The sequence below is a fragment of the Cutibacterium acnes genome, from assembly GCF_003030305.1.
Classification (GTDB): domain Bacteria; phylum Actinomycetota; class Actinomycetes; order Propionibacteriales; family Propionibacteriaceae; genus Cutibacterium; species Cutibacterium acnes.
This window is the reverse complement of sequence record NZ_CP023676.1, coordinates 1,352,034-1,377,163: the sequence shown is the minus strand read 5'-3', so window position 1 is coordinate 1,377,163 and position 25,130 is coordinate 1,352,034. Positions and strand designations below refer to the sequence as shown.

The window sequence follows — 25,130 nt, the reverse complement described above, 5'->3', positions numbered from 1 at the left end:
TAGAGTGATAAACCTTACCAAAAGTTTGGAAAAAAATGGGTTGAGCTTGCTCGCTACCCGGAGTGCACTGGTCGGGGAAAACGTCGACTGGCCTTTAGAACGCACACTCTACTCGTATTTAGTTGAATGGGCCCAGATCACTTCACATCACGTTGCCGTAATAGATATTCATGGTGAAGAAATCACCTACGAAATGTTATTGAATCGAGTTAACAATCGAGCCTATCTCTTGGAAAAGAAACATGCCTTTGGGAGAGTAGTCATTTCAGAGCACTCGCGCGGTATCGAATGTCTTGTCGATATCCTAGCTTGTAGTGCCGTAGGTGCCATCTATATACCCATTGATCCTCAGTGGCCAGAGGCTCGTCGTAAACATATTAAGACGATCACGAACGCGGCCGCCATTTTCACTGAAAATACCTCGCACGTAACGGAAGCAAAGGCACCATTAGGAGTCACATTTCTGGAGCGTGTGGATGATCCTTTCAACGCTCCAAGCTACTGCTTTTTCACCTCGGGTAGCACAGGTGAACCGAAAGGTGCGCTAATCGCGCATATGGGCATGATGAATCACTTGCATAGCAAAGCCCATCTCCTTCATCTTGGTGCTGACTCAGTTGTGGCCCAGACGGCACCCACCACCTTTGATGTATCCATTTGGCAATTTTGCTCGGCCTTACTGGTAGGCGGTGCAGTACGTATCGTCCCCAACGGTATTTCACAGGATCCACATGAGCTTTTTTCTTTACTGAAAGAGAAACATATAACACACATTGAACTAGTTCCGACAGTATTTCGTGAACTTATTCACGAAATTGGGCCAAGCGTGTCTTTCTCTGGGCTTGAGTATGTTCTGGTGACTGGCGAAGAATTACCCCTTCGGTTGGCTAAAGACTGGGCAGAAAAATTCCCGTCTGTCCCGTTAATTAATGCGTATGGTCCTACAGAATGTTCTGACGATGTAACGCATGCGATCGTGGATGGCGAATCGCTTAACTCAGGTGAAGTTCCCATCGGAATTCCAATACCTAATACGTCTTTATACGTCCTAGAGTATGCAGAAGGTACTTGGCGTCCAGTTCCTCCTGGAGCGCAAGGTGAGCTTTTTGTTGCTGGTCTTTGTGTGGGTTTAGGTTATATCGGAAGCCCAGATAAAACCGCTCAAGCATTTGCCAGGATTGACGGATACCCATTCCGAATATACCGCACCGGAGATCTCGTTCATCAGCGAGCGGATGGTCAACTGGTTTACGATGGCCGCGCTGATCGACAGATAAAAATTAGTGGAGTACGGATTGAGCCCGGTGAAATCGAAAATCGTATCCTTCGAGAAATCCCAGAGCTTGAAGACGTTGTAGTGGTTAAATTCCACCCTCGTGTCCGTGAAAGTCGCGCAATGGTGCTCCGAGAAACAACGCACCAGTTTCTTCGCCAAGGAGACGCTAGCTTGGCCGCATTCTATCTTCCTCGCGCCGATTGTTTAGTTACTCCCAAAATGCTTAATAATCGCGCGAAAAGCAGTCTCCCGAGAGTGATGTGTCCATCCCGTTGGATAAAGGTTACTGATATTCCCACTACTTCAAATGGCAAGGTAGATATTAAGTTATTAGAGCGCCGTGCTGGGGAACTGTTACTGAATGATATTCAAGAGTCAAGAGAGGGATCCATTCCCGGTAGAGTTGAACAGAATCAGGACTCTTTCATTCTTCTCGTTCAGGACGTGCTTGGCACTCCTGTGAATCCAGAACTAACATTCATCGAATCCGGAGGCGATTCTCTTCGAGCCATTCAGCTAGCCAATATTGTCCGCTCACGAGGATCTTACGTAAGAGTACGAGATTTGCTTTCTTCATATACGTTAGGCTCTCTAGCAAAAGAATATCAAGCACAACAGATATCTCCGAAGAAATCGACCTCTGCAAAAAGATCTCCTTCCCGCTTCGATGACGTCAAAATTCCTTTGACGTGTGATATGAATCCGGCTCAGCAAGGAATTTATTTTCAATGGCTACTGGAGCCTGAAAGCCCTTACTATAATTATCAGATATTGTTAGAATGCGCTGGGCCGAACACCGATAGAATCCGTCGTGCTCTTGGCCAGGCATTACGGGCGAATCCACAGCTAATGGCGAAGTTTGGAGTGGATTCAACTGGGAGATTTACACAGACGTTTCCTATCTCTGCTATCGATATGGATGAAATCTCAATACACGAAGTGGCCTCTGCGCAAGAGGCTCGTGAGATCTGTTGGATGAAAGCAGCAGTCCCTTTTAACCTGGAGGAAGGTCCCGCTATCGCCGTGGACGAGATCCGTATAAATGGATATTCTACCTGGTTCGTTTTGACCATGAACGAGATCCTTATCGATGGCTGGGGAGCAATGAAGTTCATGGAACAGTTAATTTCTCTTTTTAAGTGTCGTAACATGGACGATCAGGAAATCGAAGTCAAGACAGCTATGACTTCAGTTTTAGAATATTTCCAACATCTGTCGAAACCTAAAGAGATATCCGCTGAAGCACGAAAATTTTGGTCAAAATCACTCGATGGAGTGAAATCATGTTTCCCATTGCGCGATACATTAAATAATTCGTGTGATCCCTACGCTGCTTCTGTTATAGAGGTCTCTCTAGATGACGAAGCGACTGCTGAGATCCGTTCCACTGCGCATGCATTGAGTACAAGCCCATTTGCAGTATTCGTGGCTGCTTATTCGTTAGCGTTGGCAGCGGTCTCTGACCAACATGATTTTGTTGTCGGTGCACCAGTAGCAGGGCGAAACGATGAGTATGAAATTGGCGTCCCAACTCTGATGCTTAACATGATTGCAATACGAACTCGTATAGATGTCGAAAAGAAAATTAGTGACACAGTACGTTCGATGATATCTAATGTGACTGAAGCTGTCTCATTCGGTGACAGCGTATTTAGCAAGGTTGTTTCTGAGTTCGCTGATCACACGAACGAGGATCCATTGTTTAGCACGATGGTGAATATGCTTACTTACCCGTCTCTGGAGTTTTGGGATGGTGATCGAAGCCTTCACTTAACTGAATTGAATACTGGGTTTACGAAATATGATGCGTCTCTTTATATCCAGCGACACGGCGAAGATTATACCCTGCAACTTGCTTATAAAGTGGCGTATGTGACACCAGAACGCGCTAATAAAGTACTGGCTCTTACAGCGTGGTTCCTTACCTCTGATTGGCTCTCAGGGAAGACGACTGTCGCTAATGCCATAAAAACTGCCCTTAATGATTGTGATACATCTCAGATAACAATGCTCAAAAGCTATTGATGTAGTATGAAGGGAGATAAAGATGCAACCGTCACATGATTTGCTGGAGCGGTTTCGTAATATAGTCATTCAGAAACCAGGTGATGTCTGTCTGACCGGTCCCGCCGGCGAGCAATGCTCATGGGAACAGCTAGTTAAAAATATCCTTGCGTGGAGAAGGTGGTTCAACCGAGAGCAAAGTGAGGGCGTTACTTTTGCTGCTCGACTTGATTTATCTGCTAAATCTGTTGCCCTTGTAATAGCAGCTGTGACGTTGCCTGTCAAGATTGCTTGGATTCCGTTGAATAGTCCGGCTTCACGAGAGCGGGACATGATTATTAATCTTGGGTCTAAAACGGTTCTGATCGACGACTCAACAGCGGAAGAAGCAATTTTTGCAGGGAACTGGATAAGTGATGTCAGGTCCTTGACCTGGAGCGATAAATCAAAATTCTTATATTTCACATCTGGATCAGAAGGAGTTCCGAAAGCCGTCCAAGTAGGAATGGATGCGGTGCGGAACCGTATCACGTGGATGTGGAACGCCTACCCTTACGAGTCAAGCGATCTTGTGGTCGTCCAGAAGCCACTCTCATTTGTTGCTTCATTTTGGGAAGTGTTGGGGACTCTGCTGGCAGGTGTTACTGGTGTTTTGATTACTAATATCGAGCGTAGCAGACCTGACGTGATGTTCGATCGACTTGCGTCTAGTGGTGCTACCCACCTTTTTACGACACCTCCAGCACTAGCCAGCTTGTGTGACATTGCCACAGAGCAAGGGAGCACTCTTCCTCAGCTCCGTCTAGTGTGCAGCAGTGCAGACCAGCTGATGGCAAGCGTTGTCCGTCAATTCTTCGAGATCGCGCCCCGTGCGCGAGTAGTGAATCTTTACGGAGCTACTGAGACGTCGGCTAACACGACAAGTTTCGAGGTTTCTCGGTCAGGTAGCATTCCGGACCCTATCCCCCTTGGTAAGCCGATCTGTGCTACGAAAATTGTAATTCGGGACATGAAAGGTAACGAAAAGTTATCTGGGGAAGAGGGACAGATATGCGTACAGGGTGCCCCAGTGGCCGATGGATATATCGTTAATGGTCAACTCAGTCTAGGGGACGATGCGTTCTTTACACTTGGAAGTGGACAACGTGAAATACGGACTGGTGATCTGGGAATCATCAAGGATGGTGTCCTTTCACTGGTTGGCAGGCTCGATAATGCGGTAAATATCGCTGGACACAAGATCCACTTGGAAGAGGTTGAAAGAGCTGCAGCTCGAGTTGCTAACTCCACGAAACAATGTGGTGCAGTCTATCACCAAGGCAGTGGTGGAGTTTTGGCGCTCGTGATTCCACGCGAATGGGAGTCTCAGGTCACGACTTCTCGTCTTGCCGAATTTCTACCTTCCTATATGATTCCTCTCAAGATCGTAACTACGCAGAATGTTCCTAGATCAAGAACGGGAAAAATAGATCGGTGCGAGTGTCTGAAGTTGGTAGCACAGAGCGAACTCTACGATCACGACAGAATATCCCAAGGACAAATGCAGCGTAACAGTGTTCACGATCAAGTGCAAAATATCTGGGATATGGTTCTTGGAAAGAAGAGCCACGGTGAAGATCGTGATTTTTTCTCCGCAGGTGGAAATTCGTTGCGCGCTGTTCAGCTTTTGACCGCCATCGGTAAACAGTTTGGTGTTCGTGTCCCCTTGCGGAACTTCTATTCCAATCCAACGATTTCCTGCTTGGTCAGCTTGCTGATGCCTGTTGAGGAGCGTGAGCATTGAATCCGGAAGTTTGGCAGCGTATTAGTTCAGCAACTACCTCTTGTTGCTCCACAGTCCTGATATTCCCTCCTACGGGTGCCGGAGCTCCTGCCTTTCAATCGATGTCTGTCTTAGAGGGGGATACTACAGTTTGGGGTTACTGCCCGCCTGGCAGGGGTCAACGATTACTTGAACCCGGCATCAGAACCATCGGAGAGTTCGTCAGCAACTTTCGATCATCGTTCGAAATTCCGACTGGGCCGTTGATACTCGCCGGGGTTAGCTTTGGCGCGATGTTGTCGTTCGTAGCTGCTAATATTTTAGAAAATGACGGAATCTTCGCGACTCGTTTGGTTGCCTTATGTGGGCAAAGTCCTAAGAGTTACAGGGGGGAGCGAGAGGGATGGAACTTGGAACGTGCACGGCAGCGTATGCGTAGCTACGGATTGACTCCTAAAAGTATTCTGAACTCCGATGAATCCGATGATCTGTTTGTTCGCCCTACGCTCGATGATCTCTTACTGGCGGAATCGTGTTGTGGTAACCAACTTAAGCAGATTCATGTCCCTATAACCTGTGTTTCCGCTATTGATGATAAGATTGTTTCTTCCGAAGAGGCCGTCCAATGGCGTGAAGCTACGAGTGAGACGTACAGATTGATCGAAGTGACCGGAGGGCATTATGCACATGAAGGTTTTGGAAGAAGGGAATGGTTAAATGTTTTCTCGTGACAGCGTGGTGGCTGAAAGAAAATGGGCGGTTTTGGTAGGTGTCACCACATCTGGATCTCATGCCTCAACGCATTGGTTTAAAAGCTTCTATGAAGCGTGCCAGAAGCGCCACATAATGATATGTGGCGTAGATTTCGAGGAAGAACTAAAGAACAAAATTCCGCCGATTTCTGTCGATTGTTTAATTAGAATATCCGGACCCTACAGGAGAAGCTTAGATGCTGATGAGATCGCTAAAATAGCGACAGAAATTGAAACCCGATGCCCTGGAAGGGTAGCTCTTTCAACGGCACTGCGCGAAAATTATCAGTTGCAGAATAGTCTTTTAGCTGAAGCTATTGGTGTTGCTAGAAATACTGCTGATTGTATTGAACGTATCCAAGATAAACCAGCGTGCCGCGATGCGCTTCGAAAAGCTGGTATCTATCAGCCACAAAGCTTGCGTATTGTTGGAGTGACTTCTGATGGGTGCCTACAATTTAGTGATGCATCAGGCGCTTTCGTTGAAAAACCAACCGATAGCCCAAGAGGCTGGATTGTTAAGCCATCCATAGGAATGGGCAGTGTTGGCGTTAGACACATCTTAAATGTTGAAGATACTTCTGGACTTGATGCTGTCGTTTTCGAGGGGAATTACTGCTTAGAAGAGTTTATCACGGGTATTGAGTACTCGGTTGAGGGTATTGCTATAGATGGACGGGTATGCATCTACACAACCACAGCAAAAACAACCAACGAAGATTTCGTTGAAATTGGTCATATCCAGCCAGCTGATCTGAACAGTATATCCAGCAAACTTGAATTTGAAGAACAGCTTCAAAGCTGTGTAAATGCGCTTAGAATTGAGTGTGGAAATCTGCATGTTGAATTTTGGGTCACGCCTGAGAAAAAAATTGTATGGGGAGAATTTCACGTGCGTCAAGGCGGAGATTTTATTGCGCCGGATCTTGTGTCAGCTGTGCGACCAGGGATCGACTACTATGGAAATCTGATTGATTCTTTGTGTGGACTTCCTCTCCATCCTTTGCCTGAGATAACCCAGTGTGCTGCTTCAAAGTTTATCGAAGCCTCGCCTGGAGTGGTATCAGAGGTTTCGCTCTATGACAGTGTCCCTGAAGAAATCGATTTGTATTGGGAATGCTTCCCAGGAGAAGTAGCACATGCAGTAAATGGTTCGCATGCAAGGGTAGCTGCTATTGTTGCCCGTGGAAATGACGAGCATACAGTGACTCAGTTATTGGATCGCGCTGCTAATGCTTGCGCAGTGCGTGTCGCTCCTGTAAGCAGAGATTAGTTGCGTGGCAGTAGATTTTACGGCGAGCAGTGAAACACACACCATGACTATATTATGCGGCACGCTACGATAACCTTGTTCGCAGCTTTAAACATCGTCGTCAGTCGCCTGGCTGGAGTTGTCAACGTCCAATATCGCCATCAAGGGTTTTCTGTCTCCTCTAGGAAGGATTGCACCTAATTATGAATAATTTCTCTACGCACAAACATGTTGAGATGCGTGATTGGGTCGCTGCTAATATGAGTTCCGTGTTCACTATTCCCACAGCGGCTCGTGGTTGAGCTCTCGGTCGAGGTGTGTTCTGGCGTCATAGACCGACAGGCCATCAGCTATGTGAATGATCGGAACCAGTGAAGACAGCACCACTATTCGCACCCTTCGCCAACCTCTGGAACGACCGATAATCTTCGCATGAACCAAGAGCATAGATATAATGTCTAATATTCACTAGAGAAAGCTTTATGCATCGAATATGTCATACCAATATGAGCATTAAACTCGAAGATTCGTGCGGGAAGATAAAGTTTGTGATGAAGCGATTAAAGAAGCTGTTAGCGTCGTTGATTGGACTCAAGTCTAGGGGTGCCAGTGAAGACAATAGGGACACGAAGTAAACCGTCAAAATCGCGGCTTCCTGGGCGTGTATTCAACCTCATTATGGCAGACCAAGTTCTCAGCCAATCATCTTACTTTGCGTTGCTACCGGTCCTCCCTCTATTGCTTACATTGAAATTTGGAAGTACGCAGGAACGGCTCATCGCGGGGTCGGTAAGCGTGCTTACACTGATGACTCGTGGTGGTGCTCTATTTCTTGCTTCGCCACTTCACCGTTTATCAGTGCGAAGTTGCGTAAGAATTGCTCTTACTCTGATCTCGGTTTCTTACGCTGTTGTGGCGCTTACGGCAAACCCCTATGCGATAATTGCTGCTCTGGGCGCTGCGGGCCTAGGGTTCAGTGTTAATGGTACTGGTGTGCGAAGCTTTATAGCGCTAGCAACTCCTGATAGAGCTTCCCAAAACCGCGGTTTCGCTGTCATTCAAGTTGTCGCGAATTGCACTGCGGCGGTAGGTCCTATACTCGGTAATATGATACTTGATAGAAATATTTATGAGCAGTTTCTATTAGGAGTCAGTGTAGCGCTCTTTATCGCTGCGATATTAGCGCCAATGGCTGCCCCGAAAGGCGTGATGATGAGCGAAGGTTCCCTGAGGCCGCCGATGGGGATCAAAATTTTTCGTGAATTATTCAGGACGGCTGATGCGAGAAAAATAACGATTATAGCGCTGATAGGCAGTATCCTGATAGGGCAATTCTTTTCAAGCTTTTCCCTAGTCTTTTCTGCAATAGCGACAAGTTCTATGATGAGGTCGCTGTTCTATACAACTAATGGAGTGCTTGTCGTGTTGATTCAAATTCCGATATCTTTGCTTGTGGAACGCCAGCTAAAAATTGGAGTGAAAGTCCAGAAGATCATGATGTCAGGAGTGTGTACTCTTGGCATATCGATGCTATTCTTTAATGCTTCAAGGGGGTTGCTTGGCGTAGTCCTTGTATTCTGTGGGGTGTTTATCTTTTCGTTGGGGGAGACGGTATTCACGCCAATTCTTAATGTTGCTTTTGCTAACCTCACCGAGGGCCGACCTGTCGTGGAATCGATGAACATGAGGCAGCTCACCTCTGCTGTAGGTGAGACGGTCGGTGTTTGGATAGGACTGTCCGTCTACAGCCAGTTGGAGCATGCCCATCTTGGCCTCATGTACTGGATTGCTTTGACAGCCCTGGCTGCTCTGTCGCTGCGTTGCAAATGATGATGGACAGTCCGTTTGATGGTTCCCAGACAGATCCTGTACCGGGCGGCTTTCTGGAAATTATGCTTGGAAGAAGCTACCGCGAGTCCTTCCACCAGATTGGACCATAATCGTACGGTTGTTTCGGAATGCTTTGTCGAACAGGGGTAGCTCTTAGAACTTTCCTCGGTTTACCGCGCCCGTTTTTATAAAGGTGTGGTTAAGGAGGTGCTATTAATGGCTATGGTTTCCTTTGAAGAGTGTCCTCAAGGGGTTGTTAGTGTCAGTGGCACGGTGCTGTTTCGAGGGTGGTCTGAATATGCTGCTTAATGGCAGTGTGAAGCGTTTTGGTGTTGGTGTGGGCTGTGTTGAAGTTGAATGGGCCGAATATATCGAGACCGATTATTTGAGGTGTCTTAACTGATGTCGGCCGTTTTCGCCTTGGCCGGCTCGGGTGCGTCGGGGTGATGAGGATGTTGAGCCGGTGCGGTGGGCCACGATCGGATTTGATGGTGCGGGGCGGGTAATCGAGGTGGTGTTTGTTCGTGGCGCTGACGGGTCCGTATTGGTGATTCACGCGAATTGGTTGACGAAAGGGTTTCTGGCTTAGATGAGGAGGGCGAGATGAGTGAGTTTGTTGCCGACAATGGTGTTTTATTAGCGATGAGATGGTCAGTCGGTGGGCTGGTGAAGCTGAGTCAGGTTTTGAGGGGTTGCAGGTCGAGTCGTTCGGGGGTCGAGCTTGGGAGGAAGTGGAGACTGAACCCCTGGAACCTTGCACGATCCGAGTGAGTGCCAGCGTGTGGAGGCTGATCGAACGGGATGCGTCCCGGCAGGGCATGACCGTGTCTGCGTGGACTTGTCAAGCGCTCACCCGTGAGGTCACCCAGACCCTCAAAGCCAGCTGAGGGTCCAAGAGCCAGGGGCGCGTGGAGTCGTTGTGGGGCCGTGGTTTCCGTCGAGGCTGACGTGGGCCAGGTGCTCGAAAACGGCAGACCAGATGTGAGGCCTGCTGGCCGAGGTGCGAAAGTATCGAGATGCGCACTGGCTCGTGCTCAGACCGCAGAGGGAAAACTCGCCAAGTCCGACCTCGGACGTGCCCGACTTATCGACCAGAACCGGGCTTACCGGGCACAGTTGCGACACGATTTCTGGACATAGCACCCTGAGCCGGCGACCCGTTGCCCCTTCATGTGGTAATATCTTACTGCCTTTCGATTAAATCGACAGAAAGAAAAACAATGAATCTCATTTCACCTAAAGCCTTCAAGTCTGTGACTTCCGTCGCAGCCGCTACCGCGTTTGCTTTTAGCGGAATTGCAGCAGCTTCCCCTCAGGCGGAAGCTGCTAGCAAACTTGTTCAGGTTAATTGTAAAAAAGCCCATGATATTCGCATCATGGTTGACCCCAAGAAGAACCGTTGGAGTAACTATTGCTTCAAGGGAAGCGGTAGCATCTCTGTCAATCTTAAGGGAGCTGATGGATACATCACCCGCGGCAAGAAGGGTTACATGTGGGTATCTCGTACTTCAAACGGGTGGAAGAAGTACGTCATCCAATCTAACCTCTGTGCATTCATTAATCCTCCGTTGAACATTAGCTCAATTTCTCTCTACTGATAAATTAATATGAGCAAACGAGAAATTCTCCGCAGGGAACAAGAGCGCGAATCACTCAAGATGAAGCGCCGTAAGATCACCTATGTCGCCGTGGGTCTACTGGCCCTCTCTCTTATCATCGTTGGTACGATACTTGCTATTAATAAGTCCCACCAGGGTCCTGCTGTAGAGACTTCCCGAGGTGCGATCTCCAAGGCGATTGTCTCCATTCCTAAAAGCGTTTATGACAAGGTTGGCCCCGGTTCTTCAGAGCTCCAGGTCACCAAGACTGGGAATAAACCTGACAAGGACGGCAAGGTAAAGCTCTTTTATGTGGGGTCCGAGTTCTGCCCCTTCTGCGCGATGGAAAGACTCCCTCTCGCGGCAGCTTTGTCTCGATTCGGAACCTTCAGCGGGCTAAAAGACACCCTGTCAAGCCCAGCAGAAAAGGAACTTTCCAACATTCCTACGATTACTTTTAGGAACTACAAGTACAGCAGCAAGTATGTTGATTTGGACGCCTATGAGTTAGCCGATAGGGAAGGTCGACAAATAGCAAACTTGCCGGAATCTAAGCAAGATATATTTAGCAAGTACAACCCAGAACGAGGCATCCCTTTCTCCTACTGGGGCGACATCACCACATCGAATCCCAGCTACATGCCTTGGATGGCGAGGGAAGATCCGAAAAACGTGGTAAAAGCTCTTTCTAATCCAAATTCAAAAGAAGCGCAGGCGATCGTAGGAGGGGCGAATCTCTTCACTGCCGAAATTTGCTCCAGGACTGGTAACAAACCTGCGAACGTCTGCACGTCGCCTGGCGTGAAGGCAGCAGCTAAAAAACTGAGGTGACCCGCAGCCTTGGTCTAGGCGCATGGCAAGACAAAACCCCTCCTGAGCAAGTCCAGTTCAGGAGGGGTTTCTGTGAGTGCAGGCTTGAGGCTGAGGGTGTGGTTCAGGCCGTGACCTCATCGCTTACGCGGTGTCTTGATCGGGTCGAGTCTCGAGCTGGTCACGAAGGGTGCGCTGGTAAGGGGTGTGGGGTCTTGACGCGGATCTGGTGGGCTCCTGTGAGGGGTGCAGCTCCTGTGGGAGTTGTCTCTTCATAAGATCTCGGAGTTGGTGTCGGCTGGGGGATCGTTGTATGTGGGCTGGGTTTTCTTCTCACACCACGCCGATACATAGATGTATTGATGCACTGATACATGTGTGTAATGATGCAGATATGTCACGGGTTATTTCTGTTGTTAACACCAAGGGTGGGGTTGGGAAGACGACCACGGCGGTCTACCTGGCTACGGCCCTGTCTTGCCAGGATCGGGTCGTCTTGTTGGATGCCGATCCGCAAGGATCGGCGACGTCTTGGGCTACTGATGCTTTTGAGACCGGTGACCGGCTGAATTTTGAGGTCCGCCCGGCTAATGCCCCCATTGTCAGGCGTTGCCGTGACATCGATGCTGACTTGGTCTTTATTGACACTCCTCCTGGTGACTCTCAGACGGTTACCGCAGCCCTCGAGGTTGCTGATGTGGTTATTATCCCGACTGAGTCGGGGGACCTGGATATGGATCGAGCGTTGATGACCTACCAGGTGGCCCACGGCACGCGCCGGGCCTTGCTCTTCAACAAGGCCGATTGGACCAGGCAATACCGTGACGCCTATGAGGGGGCCGCCGCTGTCGAGGGCCTAGACGTTCTCGACGCGGAAGTTCATCGGCGGGTCGCCTATCGGCAAGCCATCGGGACCCGGCCAACAGATCTAGGAGAGTTCGCCCAGGTTGCTGCCCAGATCCAGGAGATGCTGAAGTGAGTAAGAACCGCAAGCCCACCGCCGCAGACAAGGCCAGCCGTTACACCGGTCGGATGGCGGCAAGTCAGGGAGCTAGTGTCTCTGAAACGTTTCAGTCAGCCAAGACTCCGATCACCGCGTTCAACGTCAAGCTACCCACCGCTACCCACACGGCGCTGAAGATGAGGGCCGTCGAGGAGCACACGACTATGAACGACCTTTTGCGCAAGGCCCTGGAACACACTTACGGCTTCCCTTACGACCCCTACCAGTAAGGGGACGAGACATAGGGTACGAGGCTGGCGACGTACTAGGTGCGTCGCCGGTCTCGTTGGTGATAACGAAGTCGTGAAATCTGGGGGAGGTCTAACGGGGCCGGGCGTGTATCGATACCAACAGGTCACCCGCTCATGTCCGCTGGTGTCCTGGCGCAGCTGGAGCGAGCAGGCGTGACGAGTCCGAAGGAGTGAAAGTAATGAGCATGACAGCAGAAGTTGGGACGGTCTATGACGTGATCGCCCATCGTGAGGTCTCACCTGAGGCGAATTTCTGGGTATTCGAGATTCCGGCCCTCGGGGCGGTTGGGCAAGCAGTGAAGTTGGGTCAGGTCGCAGACGAGGCCCGCGGAATCATTACCGCCTGGGATGAGGATGGACCCGATGAGAAGGCGTTTAAGGTTCACGTTCGCTTGGATGGTGAGGCCGACGCCCGCCGCATGTGGGAAGAAGGTGAGGAGGAAGAGCACCAAGCCCGGAAGGTGCTTGATCACGCGGCCACACGCAAGCGTGAGGCCGTCACTCTGCTGAGGGTCGAGAAGAAATACAGCGCCAACGACACCGCCCGCGTGCTTGGGGTGACCCGCCAAAGGGTTTACCAACTCACCCGCTGATGCCCCTCTGAATACTTACCAGCTGCTCGAAAACCACCGTTTTCGAACGTGGCTCAGAATGGCAGATCCTGTCGATGAGACCGTCCTCCCACGGTCACGAGGCTCTTCCGCTGGGGCTGGCGACAAACCGGACTAGCCGCTACCGGATCAGCGACGATATTTCGGGAACCGAACTGTACGCGGCGGCGCGGCGAGTCTGACCGATTGATCATCACAGTGGCGACCGGGAGACCGACACTGACAAGAGTGAGGGGGCAGACACCTCTTGCCCCTTACATGCGCAACCCGAACCAGACCTCAGTCAGGTCGTTGGCTGCCGATTCACCTGACCTCACAGCGATCGGCTCACCATCGTCGCCGTGAGCTACGTGACATACCACGCGTTGCGGGTGAAACTAGCTTCCCGATAAACATCGTGCCAATCAACGTTAGTAGCCCAGCACGTCGCACACTACGCCCCACATAATCAGTAGCGGGATGTGAACCCGGACGTCGCTTACGCCAATGATGTACAAAAAACGGCACCGCAATCGCCGCAGCAAGACAGGCGTACACAACCACATTACCTACCACGTGGTAGAAGTGTTTATAAGGAACATACTCAGCAAGAACAGCCGCCATGATCACTAGGACGGTACTATTGATCGCCACGACACCTACACCAACGATGTCTTGGATAATTTCAGCCACAATGTGCCCAAACCGTCCCGGATGTCTCTTGCTCATCGTTGCCACGTTCAACACATCCTGCCAGCGCAAAGACCCACTTATACATACACCATAACGGTGCCGCTCATGTCAGGCCAGCCCATACCGGACACACGTCCCTAGCGCCGGTTCCACTCTGATTGCGGGTAACTGGGCGGCTCAGAGGTCGCAGTGGAAGAAGACCCCACTTTCCCTTCTTGGGATTCCCCCATGACACTGCTACCGGCCGCTTGAGCCCTGAAACAGCTCAGCTCAAACTACTGCAACAGAGTTCGTCAACCGGCATGCAGAATCGGTCCAGAAAGCCGCAGCTAACATTGCCTCGCCATGACCACTACAACTAGGCCTGTGCTCACCGCGCGGGCCTTCACCATAACGGTTGTTGGTACCAGTCTAATAGTGACACCCCTGAGGCCATCGCTTCACTTATCCCACGATGCTGACGTGCCGCCTCACGCAACGCACATCGTTTAACGGTAGCCCTCGAACTCCTGCTCGCGTCACCACTCCGACCGCCCAGCCTGGATCAACGCCCTCGGACTCGTACCCGACGCGATCACCAGCCCTGAACTGCGTGCACGTTGGGAACACGTCGCTCGGCGCATCAACGCCTACCGCGACTTCACTGGATGAACCACCCCAACATCATCCTGCCCGCACCTAACCAAGCATCAACAGCCCTGCCCACTAACACCACCGCACTGGCCACCCCACCACACCGGCACCTGACCATAACCCAACGCCTTTACCCGAATAGGAGACACGATTGACGATGGCAAGAAAAGAACTAGCGTGGCGGCCCCACATCGTAACAGTGAGATTGTGACTCCAGACACAAAGAAGCCCCCGGCTTCGGTCCGCGTCGTGCTGGACATCCCACCGGGGGTTGGGTGGGATGTCCTCAGACTCCCACTCCGTTTTCGTAGGAATAGGCTATTACGCAACATCGCGCTAACACAAACCTTGGAAGAAGCCGATGAACACACGACTGTTATGGCGCTTAGAGGACTACCAGGCTGCAGACCTCTACCAAATAAGGGGGGTGTGGAGGAGTGTGTCACCAGTGTCACAGTGGATTTGACTAGGGGATTCACGAACCATTCCAGGACGACGGTCACGGCCACTATGACGCCGCGAGACGCTATCGGGCACCCGTAAACGCCACACCGATTGCGCCCGATGCAGCCCACCCTGTTCCGCTCGCTCACACCCACGAAGACGCTCAATCAAGCCTGCGCCTACTAACATCCACAGCCCGAAACACCGTCCGCCGCGACGACGACGTCAACTGCGACAACGTATCCACCCTCGGCCACGCCAGATCATCATCAGCAAAATTCGCCAATGCGGCCAACACCAACTTGTGAGTCGGATTCACAAGCGAGGCGTACTTTCGGGCTATACGGCAGACGAAGCTGTGGGGATCACTGTCAACTCACTCATGTTCAGAAAAAGGCTCACTCGGGTGGAGCTGGGGCGAGCTTTGGGGGTTACCCCAGCGGCCGCTGGGCGAAAGCTGCGCGGGGAGATTGGGTGGTCTATCGGCGACCTATTCCATGTTGCCGAATTTCTTGGTGTAGAGGTCAGTACTCTGCTGCCCGCGCGGGGTAGAAAAATCCCCGCCAACCCTGAAGCTGACGGGGAACTGGTAGCGGGGACAGGATTTGAACCTGTGACCTCCGGGTTATGAGCCCGGCGAGCTACCGAACTGCTCCACCCCGCGTCGGCTCGCTTCACTATACAGATCACACTGTTGCAGTACAAATCAGATGTGGGAAAGCCCGACCGAAAAGCCAATGGTGGTGGGTACTCATTCTCGGGCGCCCTACCACACTGATCTCGAGGGGTTCGCGTAGGGCGCACAGGGGGTCTATGCTCGCCGGCAGGGCGCCGAGCCCGAAGGGAGCATGACTAGACGATGCGAGACCAGCTCAAAGCTGCAGGGCTAGCCGTTGCGGTAGCTTTGTCGGCCACAGGAATCGCCGGTTGCCAGTCGACTGACGACAACGTACTCACCATCGGGGCAACAGCAGCCCCTCCAACCCTCGACTTAGTGTCCAACGCGGCCGCGGCGATTCCGCAGGTCCTGCTCTATAACGTTTATGAGACTCTCGTTCGGGTTAATGATTCGGGCAAGCTCGTCGGGTTGCTGGCGAAGTCGTGGAAGCTTTCTGATGACGGTCTGAGACTCACTTTTCGCCTTGACCCCAACGCCCGGTTCGCGTCTGGCGCCCGGGTGACTTCGGCTGCCGTCAAGGCTTCCCTAGAGCTTATGAGGGGTGCGTCGGCAAGCCCGGTGAATCAGGCAAACCTGGCTGCGATCAAGGCTATTCATACCCCGGATGACTCCACCGTCATCCTCGATCTGTCGAATCGCGACAACTTCCTATTGTTTAACCTGGCCAGCACGTCGGGAGTTGTCATCGATCCGGCGACGAAGGACCTGGCTACCCGACCTCAAGGGTCCGGACCCTATGTCGTCACTGAGTTCACCCCAGGACATTCGGTGACCTTGTCTCCGTCTCCGCGACCTTGGCACGAGGGGAATCGCCCTACCGTCCGCTTTGCTTACTATTCCGACCCGACATCTCAGACGGCAGCCCTGCTGTCGGGGGATCTCGACGTGGTCTCCGACATGACGACTCCGCAAGCGTTATCCCGGTTTACCGGTAACCCGAACTATCGGGTGTTACGTGGGACCACCAACGGCGAGGTGGTCCTCGGAATGAACAATACGTCGAAGGCTCTCTCAGACCGGCGGGTGCGTCAGGCCATCCTTATGGCGATTGACCGGAAGGGTCTGCTTGACGTCGTCTGGAACGGGCAGGGAACTCTCATCGGGTCGATGGTTCCTCCCACTGACCCCTGGTATACCGACCTGTCTCATACCTGGCCACATGATCCGGTCCGGGCACGAAAATTGCTTGCTGACGCCGGGTATGGCAACGGCCTTACTCTCAGGCTCCGTACAGCCGCATTGCCCTACGCGACTGCAGCGTCCAGGGTGGTGGCCTCTGAGCTTGCCCAGGTTGGCATCAACGTCGTCACCGACGAGCTGGAATTTCCCGCCCGTTGGCTCGATGTCGTTTACACCCATGCGGACTACGACCTCACGATCGTCGCCCATGTCGAGGCTCGCGACATTGTCAACTGGGCGAACCCGGATTACTACTGGCGTTACCACAATAAGGAATTTAATCGTCTTATCGAGTCGGCGCGCACTGGTCCGGCCGATCGCACCAACGAGACGATGATGCAGGCCAGCCGGATCCTGGCTACCGACGCCGCGGGTGGGTTTCTCTTCCTTATGCCGAAGATCACCATCAGCAAGTCTGGCATCACCGGTCTGCAACGCAACTCAACGTCAATGAGTTTCGATCTGACCAAGGTGAGGAGGTCGAAGTGACCGTCCTCAAACGTGTCTTAATTCCCTTAGGGGAGCTGCTGGTGTGGCTAATCGTCGCTTCCTTTGTCGTTTTTGCGCTACTCAGCTTGCTACCCGGGGATGTCGCTCAGGTTATTCTTGGCGCCAATGCCGACCCCAAAGCTGCTGCTACTGTGCGCTCTCGGCTTGGACTCGATCTTCCCTGGCCCCAGCGTTACTGGGACTGGATTAGTTCCCTAGTTCGGGGTGACCTTGGCACCTCAATGGTTTCCGCCGAACCCATCGGCCCGCAGATTGCTTCTCGTCTTGCGGTGACCGGCTGGTTGGTTGGGTTGTCCCTCGTGCTCGCTCTGCTGGTCTGCTTACCGGTAGGAGCGTATGCAGCTGTACATCGTCGGAAAAGTCGCGGCTTTGTGGCCTCAGCACTGTCCCAGGTTTTGATGAGCATTCCTGCCTTCTTAGCTGGCATCCTACTCATCTTGCTGTTCTCCGTGACTCTCGGTTGGTTACCGGCTGGCGGCTACGTTCCCCTGCATGAGGATGCCGGTGCATGGGCAGCCCACCTCATCTTGCCTGTGTTGTCTCTCTCGATCGTTCAGGCAGCCGTCATGACGCGGTATGTGCGCAGCGCCTTCATCGATGTGCTAACTGACGATCACATGCAGACGGCGCGGGCGGTCGGGTGGCGGCTGTGGCCGGCCCTGCATCGTCATGGGTTGCGCAATGCCTCGATCAGTCTGGCCACCGTGCTTGGACTTCAGGCCAGCGCGATGCTTGTTGGCGCCATCGTCGTGGAAGAAGTGTTCGTCATTCCTGGACTCGGGTCGTATCTTCTCGACGCAGTCAGCACCCGTGACTTGCTTGTCGTGAGCGACGTCGTCATGGTCATCGTGGCGATTGTGATGGCCATCTCTTATCTCACGGACCTCATCGTCGTCGTCCTCGATCCGCGCCTACGAACAACGATCCGCGCTGCTCAGGAGGAGCATTCATGAAACGGGCAGGTCTGGTCATTGGATGTGTGCTGGTTGGAATCGTCGTCATCGCGGGGGCGACTTCCGCAGTGTGGACTCCGCACGATCCCAATCTTGTTGTCCCAGCTGAACGGCTGATGGGGCCTAATGGGCAGTACTGGCTAGGCACTGACGGATTCGGTTCCGATATTGCCTCGCGAATGTTTGTGGGTGCTCGTACTTGTCTGCTCGTTGGCGTGGTCTCAGTGCTCATAGCAGCTGGTATCGGGGTGCCTTGGGGGGTTACCTCGGCAATGCTGCCTCGTCCGTGGTCAACAGTCGTTGGTCGAGCCGCAGACCTTCTCTACGCTTTCCCGGCCCTGTTGCTTGCCATCATCCTGGCGGCTGCCGTAGGCGGATCGACGCTGACAGGGATGATTGCGATCGGGGTATCGACGGTGCCAGTGTTCGCACGCATTACCCGAACTGCCAGCCGCCAGATCCTCGCGCAGGACTATGTGGTTGCCGCGCGCAGCTCCGGGATGGCATGGAGGTCTGTGGCTTTTAACCATGTTCTTCCCAATATCGCTCCACTGATTGGGGTGCAGGCCTCTGTCTCCTATGGCACGGCGATCTTGGCCGAGGCTGCGCTGAGCTACCTCGGTTTAGCGACACCGGCGACCGTCCCGACCTGGGGGCGTATGCTGCGGGACTCGCAGGTGTACCTTTTTGATTCACCCTGGTTGACCGTGGCGCCAGCCGTGGCTATCGCGGGAGCCGTGATGGGATTCACCCTTCTTGGTGACGGATTACGAGACTTCCTTGACCCGCGTTTGAGGGAGGTTCGTTGATGCCTTTGCTAGAGGTTAATGACTTGGTTGTCGACTTCGGACGGCATCGGCGGGTCGCTGTTGACCACGTGAGCTGGTCTCTGGAAGCCGGTGAGCGACTCGGACTCATCGGCGAGTCTGGGTCGGGCAAATCCGTCACAGCCCTGGCGATCATGGGCCTGCTGCCTGGCAACGCGCACGTGTCTGGCTCGGTGCGCTGGCGCGGTAAGGAGCTACTAGGTGCCTCGGACCATGCCATGTCGGCCCTTCGGGGCGGCAGTATTGGAATGGTTTTCCAGGAACCTATGACCGCTCTGGACCCAACTATGAAGGTCGGTCGGCAAGTAGGGGAGGTACCGCTCCTGCATCGCACCGTCACTCGCGGCCATGCTCGTGGACGCGTCCTTGAGATGCTTGAGCAGGTCGGTATTGAGGATCCAGCCAGGGTGATGGATTCCTATCCGCATCAACTGTCCGGTGGCCAGCGTCAACGGGTTCTGCTTGCCATGGCGTTGGTGAACTCGCCGGATCTGCTCATTTGTGACGAGCCGACGACCGCCTTGGACGTCACGGTGCAGTCTCAGGTACTGGCGACTATCGATGAGGTGCTTGACTCGGTTGGTGCCGCATGCCTATTTATTACCCACGATTTGGCGGTTGTCTCGCACATCTGCCGGGAGCTTATCGTCATGACGTCGGGCAAGGTCGTTGAAGCCGGATCAGCGCGTGATGTGTTATCTCACCCTGATCATCCTTACACTCGTCGCTTACTGCGGGCTGCCCGACTCGACCTTGTCGAGCCTGGGACGACAATCGCGTTGGAGGATTGATGACGGCTCAGATCGAGGTCGAGGATTTGCACCTGCACCTGGGATCAAGCAGTGGAGGCACCAATGCTCTTGATGGAGTTTCGCTGCACGTTAACGAAGGACAGCGGCTAGGTCTAGTCGGCGGGTCTGGCGCTGGAAAATCCACCCTGCTCAAGGCGATGATGGCGCTACGACAGCCAGATTCGGGGACTGTTCGTTTTAGGGGGACATCCCTCACAGATGCCAACGCTATCCGGGAGCTTCGGCGATCCGCTGCGATGGTGTTCCAGGATCCACGGTCCTCCCTCGACCCTCGTATGAGTATTGGAAGGGCGATCACTGAGCCGTTGCGGTCGCCGGTTGCACGACGAACGACTCGTCAGCAGCGCAAGGACAGGCTGGCGAAGGTCATGGTTGACGTTGGCCTGGATCCCGAATCTGCTAGTCGCTTCCCACACGAGTTCTCAGGCGGGCAACGACAACGTATCGCCATTGCGAGGGCCTTGGTGACTGAACCCGATGTCCTGGTTGCTGACGAACCCGTGTCGGCGCTGGATGTGTCGGTGCGGGCCCAGGTCCTTAACCTACTCAATGATCTAGTGAGGGAACGCGGTCTGACGATGATCTTCGTTTCCCATGACCTAGGCGTCGTGCGACATTTATGTGACACGGTAGCTGTCATGAGCGTCGGGCGGATCGTCGAGCGGGGTAAGCTCGCGGACGTGTACCGTGACCCGCAGCACGTGGTTACTCAGGAGCTACTAAGAGCGATTCCACGCATTCGCGTCGATGATTCCACCCATTGAGACGCCCGCAACGGGTCGCGCTTGCCCCCTCCATAAACTGGCGGTTATGAAGGCGCTGCTACTCGAAAACATCCATGACGAAGCGGTCCGAACACTGAAAAAGGCCGGATACGAGGTCGAGCGGGTAAGTGAGGCCCTTGACGAGGATGACCTCATCAGCGCCCTTGACGGAGTTGACCTGTTGGGCATCAGATCACGTACCCGCGTTACTCGTCGGGTCGTTGAGGCCTGCGGCGACAAGCTCCATGCGGTTGGCGCTTTTTGTATTGGCACTAATCAGATGGATCTTGATGCGTTAGCCGAGGCTGGCGTTCCTGCTTTTAATGCTCCTTATTCCAATACCCGTTCAGTCGTTGAGCTTGTCATGGCAGAGATCATCGCTCTAGCTCGTCGTTTAGGCGATCGCAATACTCAAATGCACAACGGTGTGTGGCGTAAGTCCGCAATTGGGTCGCACGAGATTCGTGGACGTCGACTAGGCATTATCGGCTACGGCAATATTGGCCAGCAGCTGTCGGTCGTGGCAGAGGCCATGGGCATGCAGGTGTTTTTCTATGACATCGCTGATGTTTTACCTATGGGCAACGCTCACAAGTGTGATTCCATGGAAGAGCTGCTTGGTAGCGTCGAGACGGTGTCTCTTCATATCGATGGACGCCCCAGCAACACCGATCTTATCGGGGATCGCGAATTCGCCATGATGCGACCGAGGTCCCTCTTTCTAAACTTGTCGCGAGGCAAGGTCGTCGACATCAATGCTCTGGTGGACAACCTACGTACTGGACACATCGCTGGCGCAGGAGTGGACGTGTATCCCGAAGAGCCGGCCTCCGGAAAAGAGCCCTTTATCTCTCCGTTGCGCGAGATGGACAATGTTATTCTGACCCCGCATATCGGCGGGTCCACCCAAGAGGCTCAAGTTAATATCGGTCGTTACGTCGCCGGGAAACTTATCGACTATGTAGATAACGGCGCGACCGGAATGAGTGTTAACATTCCTGAGATCACCCCATCGCCTCGCACGGGTGCTCGCATCGGCTATCTACATCGCAATGTCCCAGGTGTCATGGCGACCCTGAACCGACTCGTTGCTGATCAGGGGGGAAACGTCACTTACCAGGCTCTGGCGACGAAGGGCGAGCTCGGTTACTGCATTCTCGACATTGCGGAGACTGACAGTGGGCTGCTCGCCAATGTCACCGTTCTTGAGGGGACAATTCGGGCTCGTATCCTCTAACTGGCGATGCGCAGCGGGGACAGGGGCGTCCGGCGACCGGTGCTCACTCCTGGGGCTGGACCATGGCTAGGGCCTGGTCATGAAGGAAACCATTCGACGCCAGAGCATTCCCAGACCACGGGCCGTCTTTGCCATCGAGACCGGTGAACTTACCGCCCGCCTCGGTGACGATAGCGTCGAGGGCGGCCATGTCGTGCAGGCTGAGTTCCGGCTCGCATGCCACATCGACGACACCTTCTGCCACCATCATGTAAGACCAGAAATCGCCGAAGGCTCGGGTCCGCCACACCGACCGCATGAGTTCACCGAACCCGTGCCCTCGTCCGCTCTCGACCCATCCGTGCAGCGAAGAATAGGACAAGAACGCGTCGGCAAGATTGCGCACATTCGAGACGTGGATCGGTGTCGCTGAGGCCAGGGATTTGCCCGACCATGCTCCTGAGCCACGGGCTGCCCACCAGCGTCGCTTGAGGGCAGGAGCAGAGACCACAGATGCGACAATCTGGTCCTCGACGCTGAGGGCAATGAGGGTGGCCCACACTGGGACCCCACGCAGAAAATTCGCAGTGCCGTCGATCGGATCAATGATCCACCGGCGGGGTCCATCCCCGGTATCGGCACGTTCCTCGCCGTGGACGGCGTCCCGGGAGCGCATCCGAGACAGGGTTCTGCGCACCGAATCTTCGACGGCAAGGTCCGCGTCGGTGACTTCGGAATGGTCAGGCTTAGTCGAGACCGTCAGATCTCGGGCGCCAAAACGAGACATCGTCAAAGAATCAGCGTCGTCAGCGAGGATATGTGCCAGGCGGAGGTCATCGGTGTGGTCGGCCATATCCACACCATACTGGGATACCGGCAGATCGAGGAGATGAAGCCTCACGGTGCCTTGCGACTGGCGGCCGTAGGCTGAAGTTATGACGGCACACGAAACTCCCACCAAGGCTCCAGCGGAACCAGTCCCAACCGACGATCTGGTGATAACCCACTTGCGAGGCCGTTGACGTTTGTCTATAATGGCGTGCCTGGGTCCTCGTCAGTGTGGTTGCATATGGGCCTCGTGTCGTCGACCTCGGTACTCCCGAGCAACCTGCTACCCCGCCCTTCCACCTCATCGACAACGAGCACACTCTGCTGAGCGAGACAGACCTCGTCATTATGGACGCCATGTCGACGGGGTACTCCCGCGTCGTTGACGGACACGATCCCAACGAGTGGCACGGCTGGAGTAAAGACGTCGAACTGGTCAGCGAACTCATCCGGTTGTGGGTTACCCGCTACGGGCGCTGGGGGAGTCCGCTTTATCTTCTTGGCGAGTCGTATGGAACCGTCCGAGCCGTCAGTGTTGCGCAACGGTTGCAGGACACCTTCTCGATGTACCTCAACGGCATCATCCTGGTGTCGTCGGTTCTCGACTTTGGTACTCAAGATTTCGAGGACCTCACCTGGGATCGGGCGTGCATCGGTTTTCTTCCCACCTACGCGGCAAACGCCCATTACCACGGCCACAATGCCGATCGCACTCTCGAAGATGTCCTTGACGAGGCCGAGGGGTTTGCAGACGGCCCCTATCGCAAGGCGCTAGCTGCGGGCCACCGCCTCGATCCGGCTGACAGGGCCCAGGTTGTCGCCACTGTTTCGCGGCTCACAGGTCTGGACGTCAATTACATTGAGCGCGCTGATCTTCGTATTGAGCATGTGAGGTTCTGCACTGAGCTGCTGCGCAGCAAAGGTAAAGCCGTTGGTCGCATCGACGGACGTTATACGGGTGCTCTGCCGAGGCGGACTTACGAGGTCGCCGATACCGATCCTAGCGGGGACGATACTGTCGCCATTTTCGTACACGGCTTCTAGCACTCCCTGCGTAGCGAGCTTGGCGTCACCACGGAGTCGCAGTACAACCTCGGTCTGCTGTTGTATAAGAATTGGGACTATAAAGAGTTCCAGGGGTGTCCGGTCAACGTCACAGACAAGCTGGAACGCATTCTGCGGGCCTAGAAGGGGCTGCGTGTGCGTGTCGAGTACGCCCACTACGACCTGGCAACCCCGTACTTAGCGGCTCGAGACACCATCAACTATCTCAAGTTGGACGATCGCGCGCTTGATCGCATCGAAGAGGCTTTCTTCGACACCGGGCACATGCCTTACGTGGGATGCCGGGAGGAAGAAGCGGACGGTATCGCTACATTCATCCGGACGTCTCAGGGTGCTCCAAAATCGATAGCCAGGACGAGCTTGGCAACAAGAATTGAGCGTGCTCCCCGTCCGCTGATCAGCGGGGAGCGGTGGTGCTCAACAGCCGACGCAGCGAGTCCACCCGAGATTGCTGCACCCGTCCATCGGACACGGCGTCGTCGAGTGCACACTCTGGGCTGCTATTGGTGTGCTGGCATCCGCGAGGGCAGTCGACGGACACGGCATCGAGCTCTTCGAATCCGGCCAGGATGTCCCCAGCGGGGACGTGGGACAATCCGAAGGAGCGCACCCCTGGGGTATCGATGATCCAACCGCCCTCGGACAACGGGATCGCTTCAGCGCTAGTAGAGGTATGACGTCCTCGCCCAGTGACGTCATTGACGTGGCCAGTGACCCGGTCGACACCAGGAACCAGAGCATTGATGAGGGTTGACTTACCAACACCCGAGTGGCCGACGAGAACGCTCACCTTGCCTGCGAGAAGTTGGTGCAACTCGGCAAGGTCTGCTCCGGGCTGGCTTGTGGTGACGGGTATTCCCAGCTGCGAATACATTGCGACGAAGTCGTCGCCGGAGGCGAGGTCAGCTTTAGTGAGACAGAGGATGGGGGAGACTCCCGCAGCATGGGCTGCCACAAGGATGCGATCGATCATGCCTGGACGCGGTGGGGGGTCAGCAAGAGCCGTAACGACGACCACCTGATCGGCATTAGCGACGATAGGGCGCTCATGGGGGTCAGTGTCGTCTGCGGTGCGCCTGAGCACAGTGACGCGTTCTTCGGTGCGTACGATTCTAGCGAGGGATCCCTCGGCTCCCGACACGTCGCCGTCAAGCCGCACTTTATCGCCAACAATGACTGACTTCCGACCAAGCTGCCGGGCCTTGGCGGCGGTCACTTCCACACCGTCATCAAGACGACAGCGATAGCGGCCACGATCAATGGTGATAACGGTCCCAATCGGCAACGACGAGTAGTCAGGACGCTGCTTGGTTCGCGGCTTGGTGCGGCGCTTGGGACGGTCATAGGAGGACCAGTCACGCATGTCGATCCCAGAGGAGGCTAAACGTCGAGGAGACAC

At 53.9% G+C, this 25,130-nt stretch carries 28 protein-coding genes, 1 tRNA gene and 2 pseudogenes; 24 read left to right on the top strand and 7 right to left on the bottom strand.

Annotated elements, in window-relative coordinates; all coding sequences use genetic code 11:
• Nucleotides 1–4: 4 nt before the first annotated feature.
• Nucleotides 5–1,078, top strand: a pseudogene (locus CPA42_RS13180) (AMP-binding protein); the annotation flags it as partial.
• A 51-nt stretch (nt 1,079–1,129) separates the two neighbouring features.
• Here the strand turns inward: CPA42_RS13180 and CPA42_RS13175 are convergent.
• Complete coding sequence (locus CPA42_RS13175) at nt 1,130–1,435, bottom strand: hypothetical protein (protein WP_002518886.1); 306 nt, start codon at nt 1,433–1,435, stop codon at nt 1,130–1,132.
• Here CPA42_RS13175 and CPA42_RS13170 point away from each other — a divergent pair.
• The 15 genes and pseudogenes from CPA42_RS13170 to CPA42_RS13390 all read left to right on the top strand — a co-directional run.
• Nucleotides 1,397–1,816: pseudogene (locus tag CPA42_RS13170) on the top strand (phosphopantetheine-binding protein); the annotation flags it as partial. The gene CPA42_RS13175 and the pseudogene CPA42_RS13170 overlap by 39 nt on opposite strands.
• 156 nt (nt 1,817–1,972) lie before the next feature.
• Complete coding sequence (locus CPA42_RS13165) at nt 1,973–3,301, top strand: condensation domain-containing protein (protein ID WP_075261162.1); 1,329 nt, start codon at nt 1,973–1,975, stop codon at nt 3,299–3,301.
• A gap of 310 nt (nt 3,302–3,611) precedes the next feature.
• Entirely contained in the window at nt 3,612–5,063 is a 1,452-nt protein-coding gene (locus CPA42_RS06915) for a non-ribosomal peptide synthetase (RefSeq protein WP_002518888.1), read from the top strand.
• Nucleotides 5,060–5,773 (top strand): thioesterase II family protein, encoded by a 714-nt coding sequence (locus CPA42_RS06910; RefSeq protein ID WP_002525396.1) that lies wholly within the window; start codon nt 5,060–5,062, stop codon nt 5,771–5,773. Before CPA42_RS06915 ends, CPA42_RS06910 begins: the two co-directional genes overlap by 4 nt.
• Complete coding sequence (locus CPA42_RS06905; RefSeq protein WP_073868080.1) at nt 5,760–7,067, top strand: ATP-grasp domain-containing protein; 1,308 nt, start codon at nt 5,760–5,762, stop codon at nt 7,065–7,067. The genes CPA42_RS06910 and CPA42_RS06905 overlap by 14 nt, the downstream gene beginning before the upstream one ends.
• A gap of 657 nt (nt 7,068–7,724) precedes the next feature.
• Complete coding sequence (locus CPA42_RS06900) at nt 7,725–8,876, top strand: MFS transporter (RefSeq protein ID WP_008599815.1); 1,152 nt, start codon at nt 7,725–7,727, stop codon at nt 8,874–8,876.
• A gap of 463 nt (nt 8,877–9,339) precedes the next feature.
• The gene (locus tag CPA42_RS06895) at nt 9,340–9,465 is read left to right on the top strand and encodes a hypothetical protein (RefSeq protein WP_002516831.1); all 126 of its coding nucleotides are present in this window, start codon (nt 9,340–9,342) and stop codon (nt 9,463–9,465) included.
• Nucleotides 9,466–9,523: 58 nt separating this feature from the next.
• Nucleotides 9,524–9,763: a hypothetical protein gene (locus tag CPA42_RS06890; RefSeq protein ID WP_002518893.1), complete on the top strand. Its 240-nt coding sequence runs from the start codon at nt 9,524–9,526 to the stop codon at nt 9,761–9,763.
• A gap of 40 nt (nt 9,764–9,803) precedes the next feature.
• A complete protein-coding gene (locus CPA42_RS06885) occupies nt 9,804–10,016 on the top strand; it encodes a hypothetical protein (RefSeq protein ID WP_002516836.1) in 213 nt (70 codons plus the stop codon).
• 80 nt (nt 10,017–10,096) lie between these two features.
• Nucleotides 10,097–10,474 (top strand): hypothetical protein, encoded by a 378-nt coding sequence (locus tag CPA42_RS06880; RefSeq protein ID WP_024513566.1) that lies wholly within the window; start codon nt 10,097–10,099, stop codon nt 10,472–10,474.
• 9 nt (nt 10,475–10,483) lie between these two features.
• On the top strand, nt 10,484–11,305 hold the full coding sequence (locus CPA42_RS06875; protein WP_002516852.1) for a DUF929 family protein: 822 nt from the start codon (nt 10,484–10,486) through the stop codon (nt 11,303–11,305).
• Nucleotides 11,306–11,678: 373 nt separating this feature from the next.
• Nucleotides 11,679–12,263 carry a ParA family protein gene (locus CPA42_RS06870; protein WP_002516805.1) on the top strand — a complete coding sequence of 195 codons (585 nt, stop codon included), beginning with the start codon at nt 11,679–11,681 and terminating at the stop codon, nt 12,261–12,263.
• On the top strand, nt 12,260–12,517 hold the full coding sequence (locus CPA42_RS06865) for a hypothetical protein (protein ID WP_002513427.1): 258 nt from the start codon (nt 12,260–12,262) through the stop codon (nt 12,515–12,517). The genes CPA42_RS06870 and CPA42_RS06865 overlap by 4 nt, the downstream gene beginning before the upstream one ends.
• A 200-nt stretch (nt 12,518–12,717) precedes the next feature.
• Nucleotides 12,718–13,131, top strand: coding sequence for a hypothetical protein (locus tag CPA42_RS06855; protein WP_002516809.1), 414 nt, complete (start codon nt 12,718–12,720; stop codon nt 13,129–13,131).
• A 74-nt stretch (nt 13,132–13,205) separates the two neighbouring features.
• Nucleotides 13,206–13,331, top strand: coding sequence for a hypothetical protein (locus CPA42_RS13390; protein WP_002518895.1), 126 nt, complete (start codon nt 13,206–13,208; stop codon nt 13,329–13,331).
• 145 nt (nt 13,332–13,476) lie between these two features.
• Here CPA42_RS13390 and CPA42_RS06850 read toward each other — a convergent pair whose 3' ends face one another.
• The 3 genes from CPA42_RS06850 to CPA42_RS06840 all read right to left on the bottom strand — a co-directional run bounded on the left by CPA42_RS06850 (nt 13,477) and on the right by CPA42_RS06840 (nt 15,217).
• Nucleotides 13,477–13,872, bottom strand: a complete 396-nt coding sequence (locus tag CPA42_RS06850; protein ID WP_002518896.1) for a hypothetical protein — start codon at nt 13,870–13,872, stop codon at nt 13,477–13,479.
• A 638-nt stretch (nt 13,873–14,510) separates the two neighbouring features.
• On the bottom strand, nt 14,511–15,065 hold the full coding sequence (locus CPA42_RS06845) for a hypothetical protein (RefSeq protein WP_002518897.1): 555 nt from the start codon (nt 15,063–15,065) through the stop codon (nt 14,511–14,513).
• A complete protein-coding gene (locus CPA42_RS06840) occupies nt 15,062–15,217 on the bottom strand; it encodes a helix-turn-helix domain-containing protein (protein WP_002516837.1) in 156 nt (51 codons plus the stop codon). Before CPA42_RS06840 ends, CPA42_RS06845 begins: the two co-directional genes overlap by 4 nt.
• Nucleotides 15,218–15,280: 63 nt before the next feature.
• Here CPA42_RS06840 and CPA42_RS06835 point away from each other — a divergent pair, with 63 nt between their 5' ends.
• Nucleotides 15,281–15,529, top strand: coding sequence for a helix-turn-helix domain-containing protein (locus CPA42_RS06835; RefSeq protein ID WP_014167252.1), 249 nt, complete (start codon nt 15,281–15,283; stop codon nt 15,527–15,529).
• Here the strand turns inward: CPA42_RS06835 and CPA42_RS06830 are convergent.
• A tRNA-Met gene (locus CPA42_RS06830) sits at nt 15,486–15,562 on the bottom strand. The two genes, CPA42_RS06835 and CPA42_RS06830, sit on opposite strands and share 44 nt — an antisense overlap.
• Nucleotides 15,563–15,757: 195 nt before the next feature.
• Here CPA42_RS06830 and CPA42_RS06825 point away from each other — a divergent pair.
• The 6 genes from CPA42_RS06825 to serA are packed head-to-tail and all read left to right on the top strand — an operon-like array spanning nt 15,758 to nt 21,859.
• Nucleotides 15,758–17,245, top strand: coding sequence for an ABC transporter substrate-binding protein (locus CPA42_RS06825; protein ID WP_002516792.1), 1,488 nt, complete (start codon nt 15,758–15,760; stop codon nt 17,243–17,245).
• Nucleotides 17,242–18,219 (top strand): ABC transporter permease, encoded by a 978-nt coding sequence (locus CPA42_RS06820; protein ID WP_002513431.1) that lies wholly within the window; start codon nt 17,242–17,244, stop codon nt 18,217–18,219. Before CPA42_RS06825 ends, CPA42_RS06820 begins: the two co-directional genes overlap by 4 nt.
• Entirely contained in the window at nt 18,216–19,028 is an 813-nt protein-coding gene (locus CPA42_RS06815; protein WP_002516777.1) for an ABC transporter permease, read from the top strand. Before CPA42_RS06820 ends, CPA42_RS06815 begins: the two co-directional genes overlap by 4 nt.
• Entirely contained in the window at nt 19,028–19,837 is an 810-nt protein-coding gene (locus tag CPA42_RS06810) for an ATP-binding cassette domain-containing protein (RefSeq protein WP_002516854.1), read from the top strand. Before CPA42_RS06815 ends, CPA42_RS06810 begins: the two co-directional genes overlap by 1 nt.
• Nucleotides 19,837–20,622, top strand: coding sequence for an ABC transporter ATP-binding protein (locus tag CPA42_RS06805; protein WP_002516865.1), 786 nt, complete (start codon nt 19,837–19,839; stop codon nt 20,620–20,622). Before CPA42_RS06810 ends, CPA42_RS06805 begins: the two co-directional genes overlap by 1 nt.
• A gap of 46 nt (nt 20,623–20,668) precedes the next feature.
• On the top strand, nt 20,669–21,859 hold the full coding sequence (gene serA, locus CPA42_RS06800) for a phosphoglycerate dehydrogenase (RefSeq protein ID WP_002516786.1): 1,191 nt from the start codon (nt 20,669–20,671) through the stop codon (nt 21,857–21,859).
• A gap of 43 nt (nt 21,860–21,902) precedes the next feature.
• Here serA and CPA42_RS06795 read toward each other — a convergent pair whose 3' ends face one another.
• Nucleotides 21,903–22,691 carry an inositol monophosphatase family protein gene (locus CPA42_RS06795; RefSeq protein ID WP_002518899.1) on the bottom strand — a complete coding sequence of 263 codons (789 nt, stop codon included), beginning with the start codon at nt 22,689–22,691 and terminating at the stop codon, nt 21,903–21,905.
• A 206-nt stretch (nt 22,692–22,897) separates the two neighbouring features.
• Here CPA42_RS06795 and CPA42_RS06790 point away from each other — a divergent pair, with 206 nt between their 5' ends.
• A complete protein-coding gene (locus CPA42_RS06790; protein ID WP_002516866.1) occupies nt 22,898–23,710 on the top strand; it encodes a hypothetical protein in 813 nt (270 codons plus the stop codon).
• Between the two features lie 418 nt (nt 23,711–24,128).
• Here CPA42_RS06790 and rsgA read toward each other — a convergent pair whose 3' ends face one another.
• Nucleotides 24,129–25,130 carry a ribosome small subunit-dependent GTPase A gene (rsgA, locus tag CPA42_RS06785; protein WP_002516770.1) on the bottom strand — a complete coding sequence of 334 codons (1,002 nt, stop codon included), beginning with the start codon at nt 25,128–25,130 and terminating at the stop codon, nt 24,129–24,131.

Excerpts from the sequence above, each read along its gene's own strand:
- CPA42_RS06810 (WP_002516854.1), top strand. The coding sequence starts at position 19,028 with ATGCCTTTGCTAGAGGTTAATGACTTGGTTGTCGACTTCGGACGGCAT.
- CPA42_RS06915 (WP_002518888.1), top strand. The coding sequence starts at position 3,612 with ATGATTATTAATCTTGGGTCTAAAACGGTTCTGATCGACGACTCAACA.
- CPA42_RS06805 (WP_002516865.1), top strand. The coding sequence starts at position 19,837 with ATGACGGCTCAGATCGAGGTCGAGGATTTGCACCTGCACCTGGGATCA.
- CPA42_RS13165 (WP_075261162.1), top strand. The coding sequence starts at position 1,973 with ATGAATCCGGCTCAGCAAGGAATTTATTTTCAATGGCTACTGGAGCCT.
- CPA42_RS06905 (WP_073868080.1), top strand. The coding sequence starts at position 5,760 with ATGTTTTCTCGTGACAGCGTGGTGGCTGAAAGAAAATGGGCGGTTTTG.
- CPA42_RS06880 (WP_024513566.1), top strand. The coding sequence starts at position 10,097 with ATGAATCTCATTTCACCTAAAGCCTTCAAGTCTGTGACTTCCGTCGCA.
- serA (WP_002516786.1), top strand. The coding sequence starts at position 20,669 with ATGAAGGCGCTGCTACTCGAAAACATCCATGACGAAGCGGTCCGAACA.
- CPA42_RS13390 (WP_002518895.1), top strand. The coding sequence starts at position 13,206 with ATGAGACCGTCCTCCCACGGTCACGAGGCTCTTCCGCTGGGGCTGGCG.
- CPA42_RS06855 (WP_002516809.1), top strand. The coding sequence starts at position 12,718 with ATGAGCATGACAGCAGAAGTTGGGACGGTCTATGACGTGATCGCCCAT.
- CPA42_RS06825 (WP_002516792.1), top strand. The coding sequence starts at position 15,758 with ATGCGAGACCAGCTCAAAGCTGCAGGGCTAGCCGTTGCGGTAGCTTTG.
- CPA42_RS06890 (WP_002518893.1), top strand. The coding sequence starts at position 9,524 with ATGGTCAGTCGGTGGGCTGGTGAAGCTGAGTCAGGTTTTGAGGGGTTG.
- CPA42_RS06815 (WP_002516777.1), top strand. The coding sequence starts at position 18,216 with ATGAAACGGGCAGGTCTGGTCATTGGATGTGTGCTGGTTGGAATCGTC.
- CPA42_RS06900 (WP_008599815.1), top strand. The coding sequence starts at position 7,725 with ATGGCAGACCAAGTTCTCAGCCAATCATCTTACTTTGCGTTGCTACCG.
- CPA42_RS06795 (WP_002518899.1), bottom strand. The coding sequence starts at position 22,691 with ATGGCCGACCACACCGATGACCTCCGCCTGGCACATATCCTCGCTGAC.
- CPA42_RS06835 (WP_014167252.1), top strand. The coding sequence starts at position 15,281 with ATGTTCAGAAAAAGGCTCACTCGGGTGGAGCTGGGGCGAGCTTTGGGG.
- CPA42_RS06875 (WP_002516852.1), top strand. The coding sequence starts at position 10,484 with ATGAGCAAACGAGAAATTCTCCGCAGGGAACAAGAGCGCGAATCACTC.
- CPA42_RS06870 (WP_002516805.1), top strand. The coding sequence starts at position 11,679 with ATGTCACGGGTTATTTCTGTTGTTAACACCAAGGGTGGGGTTGGGAAG.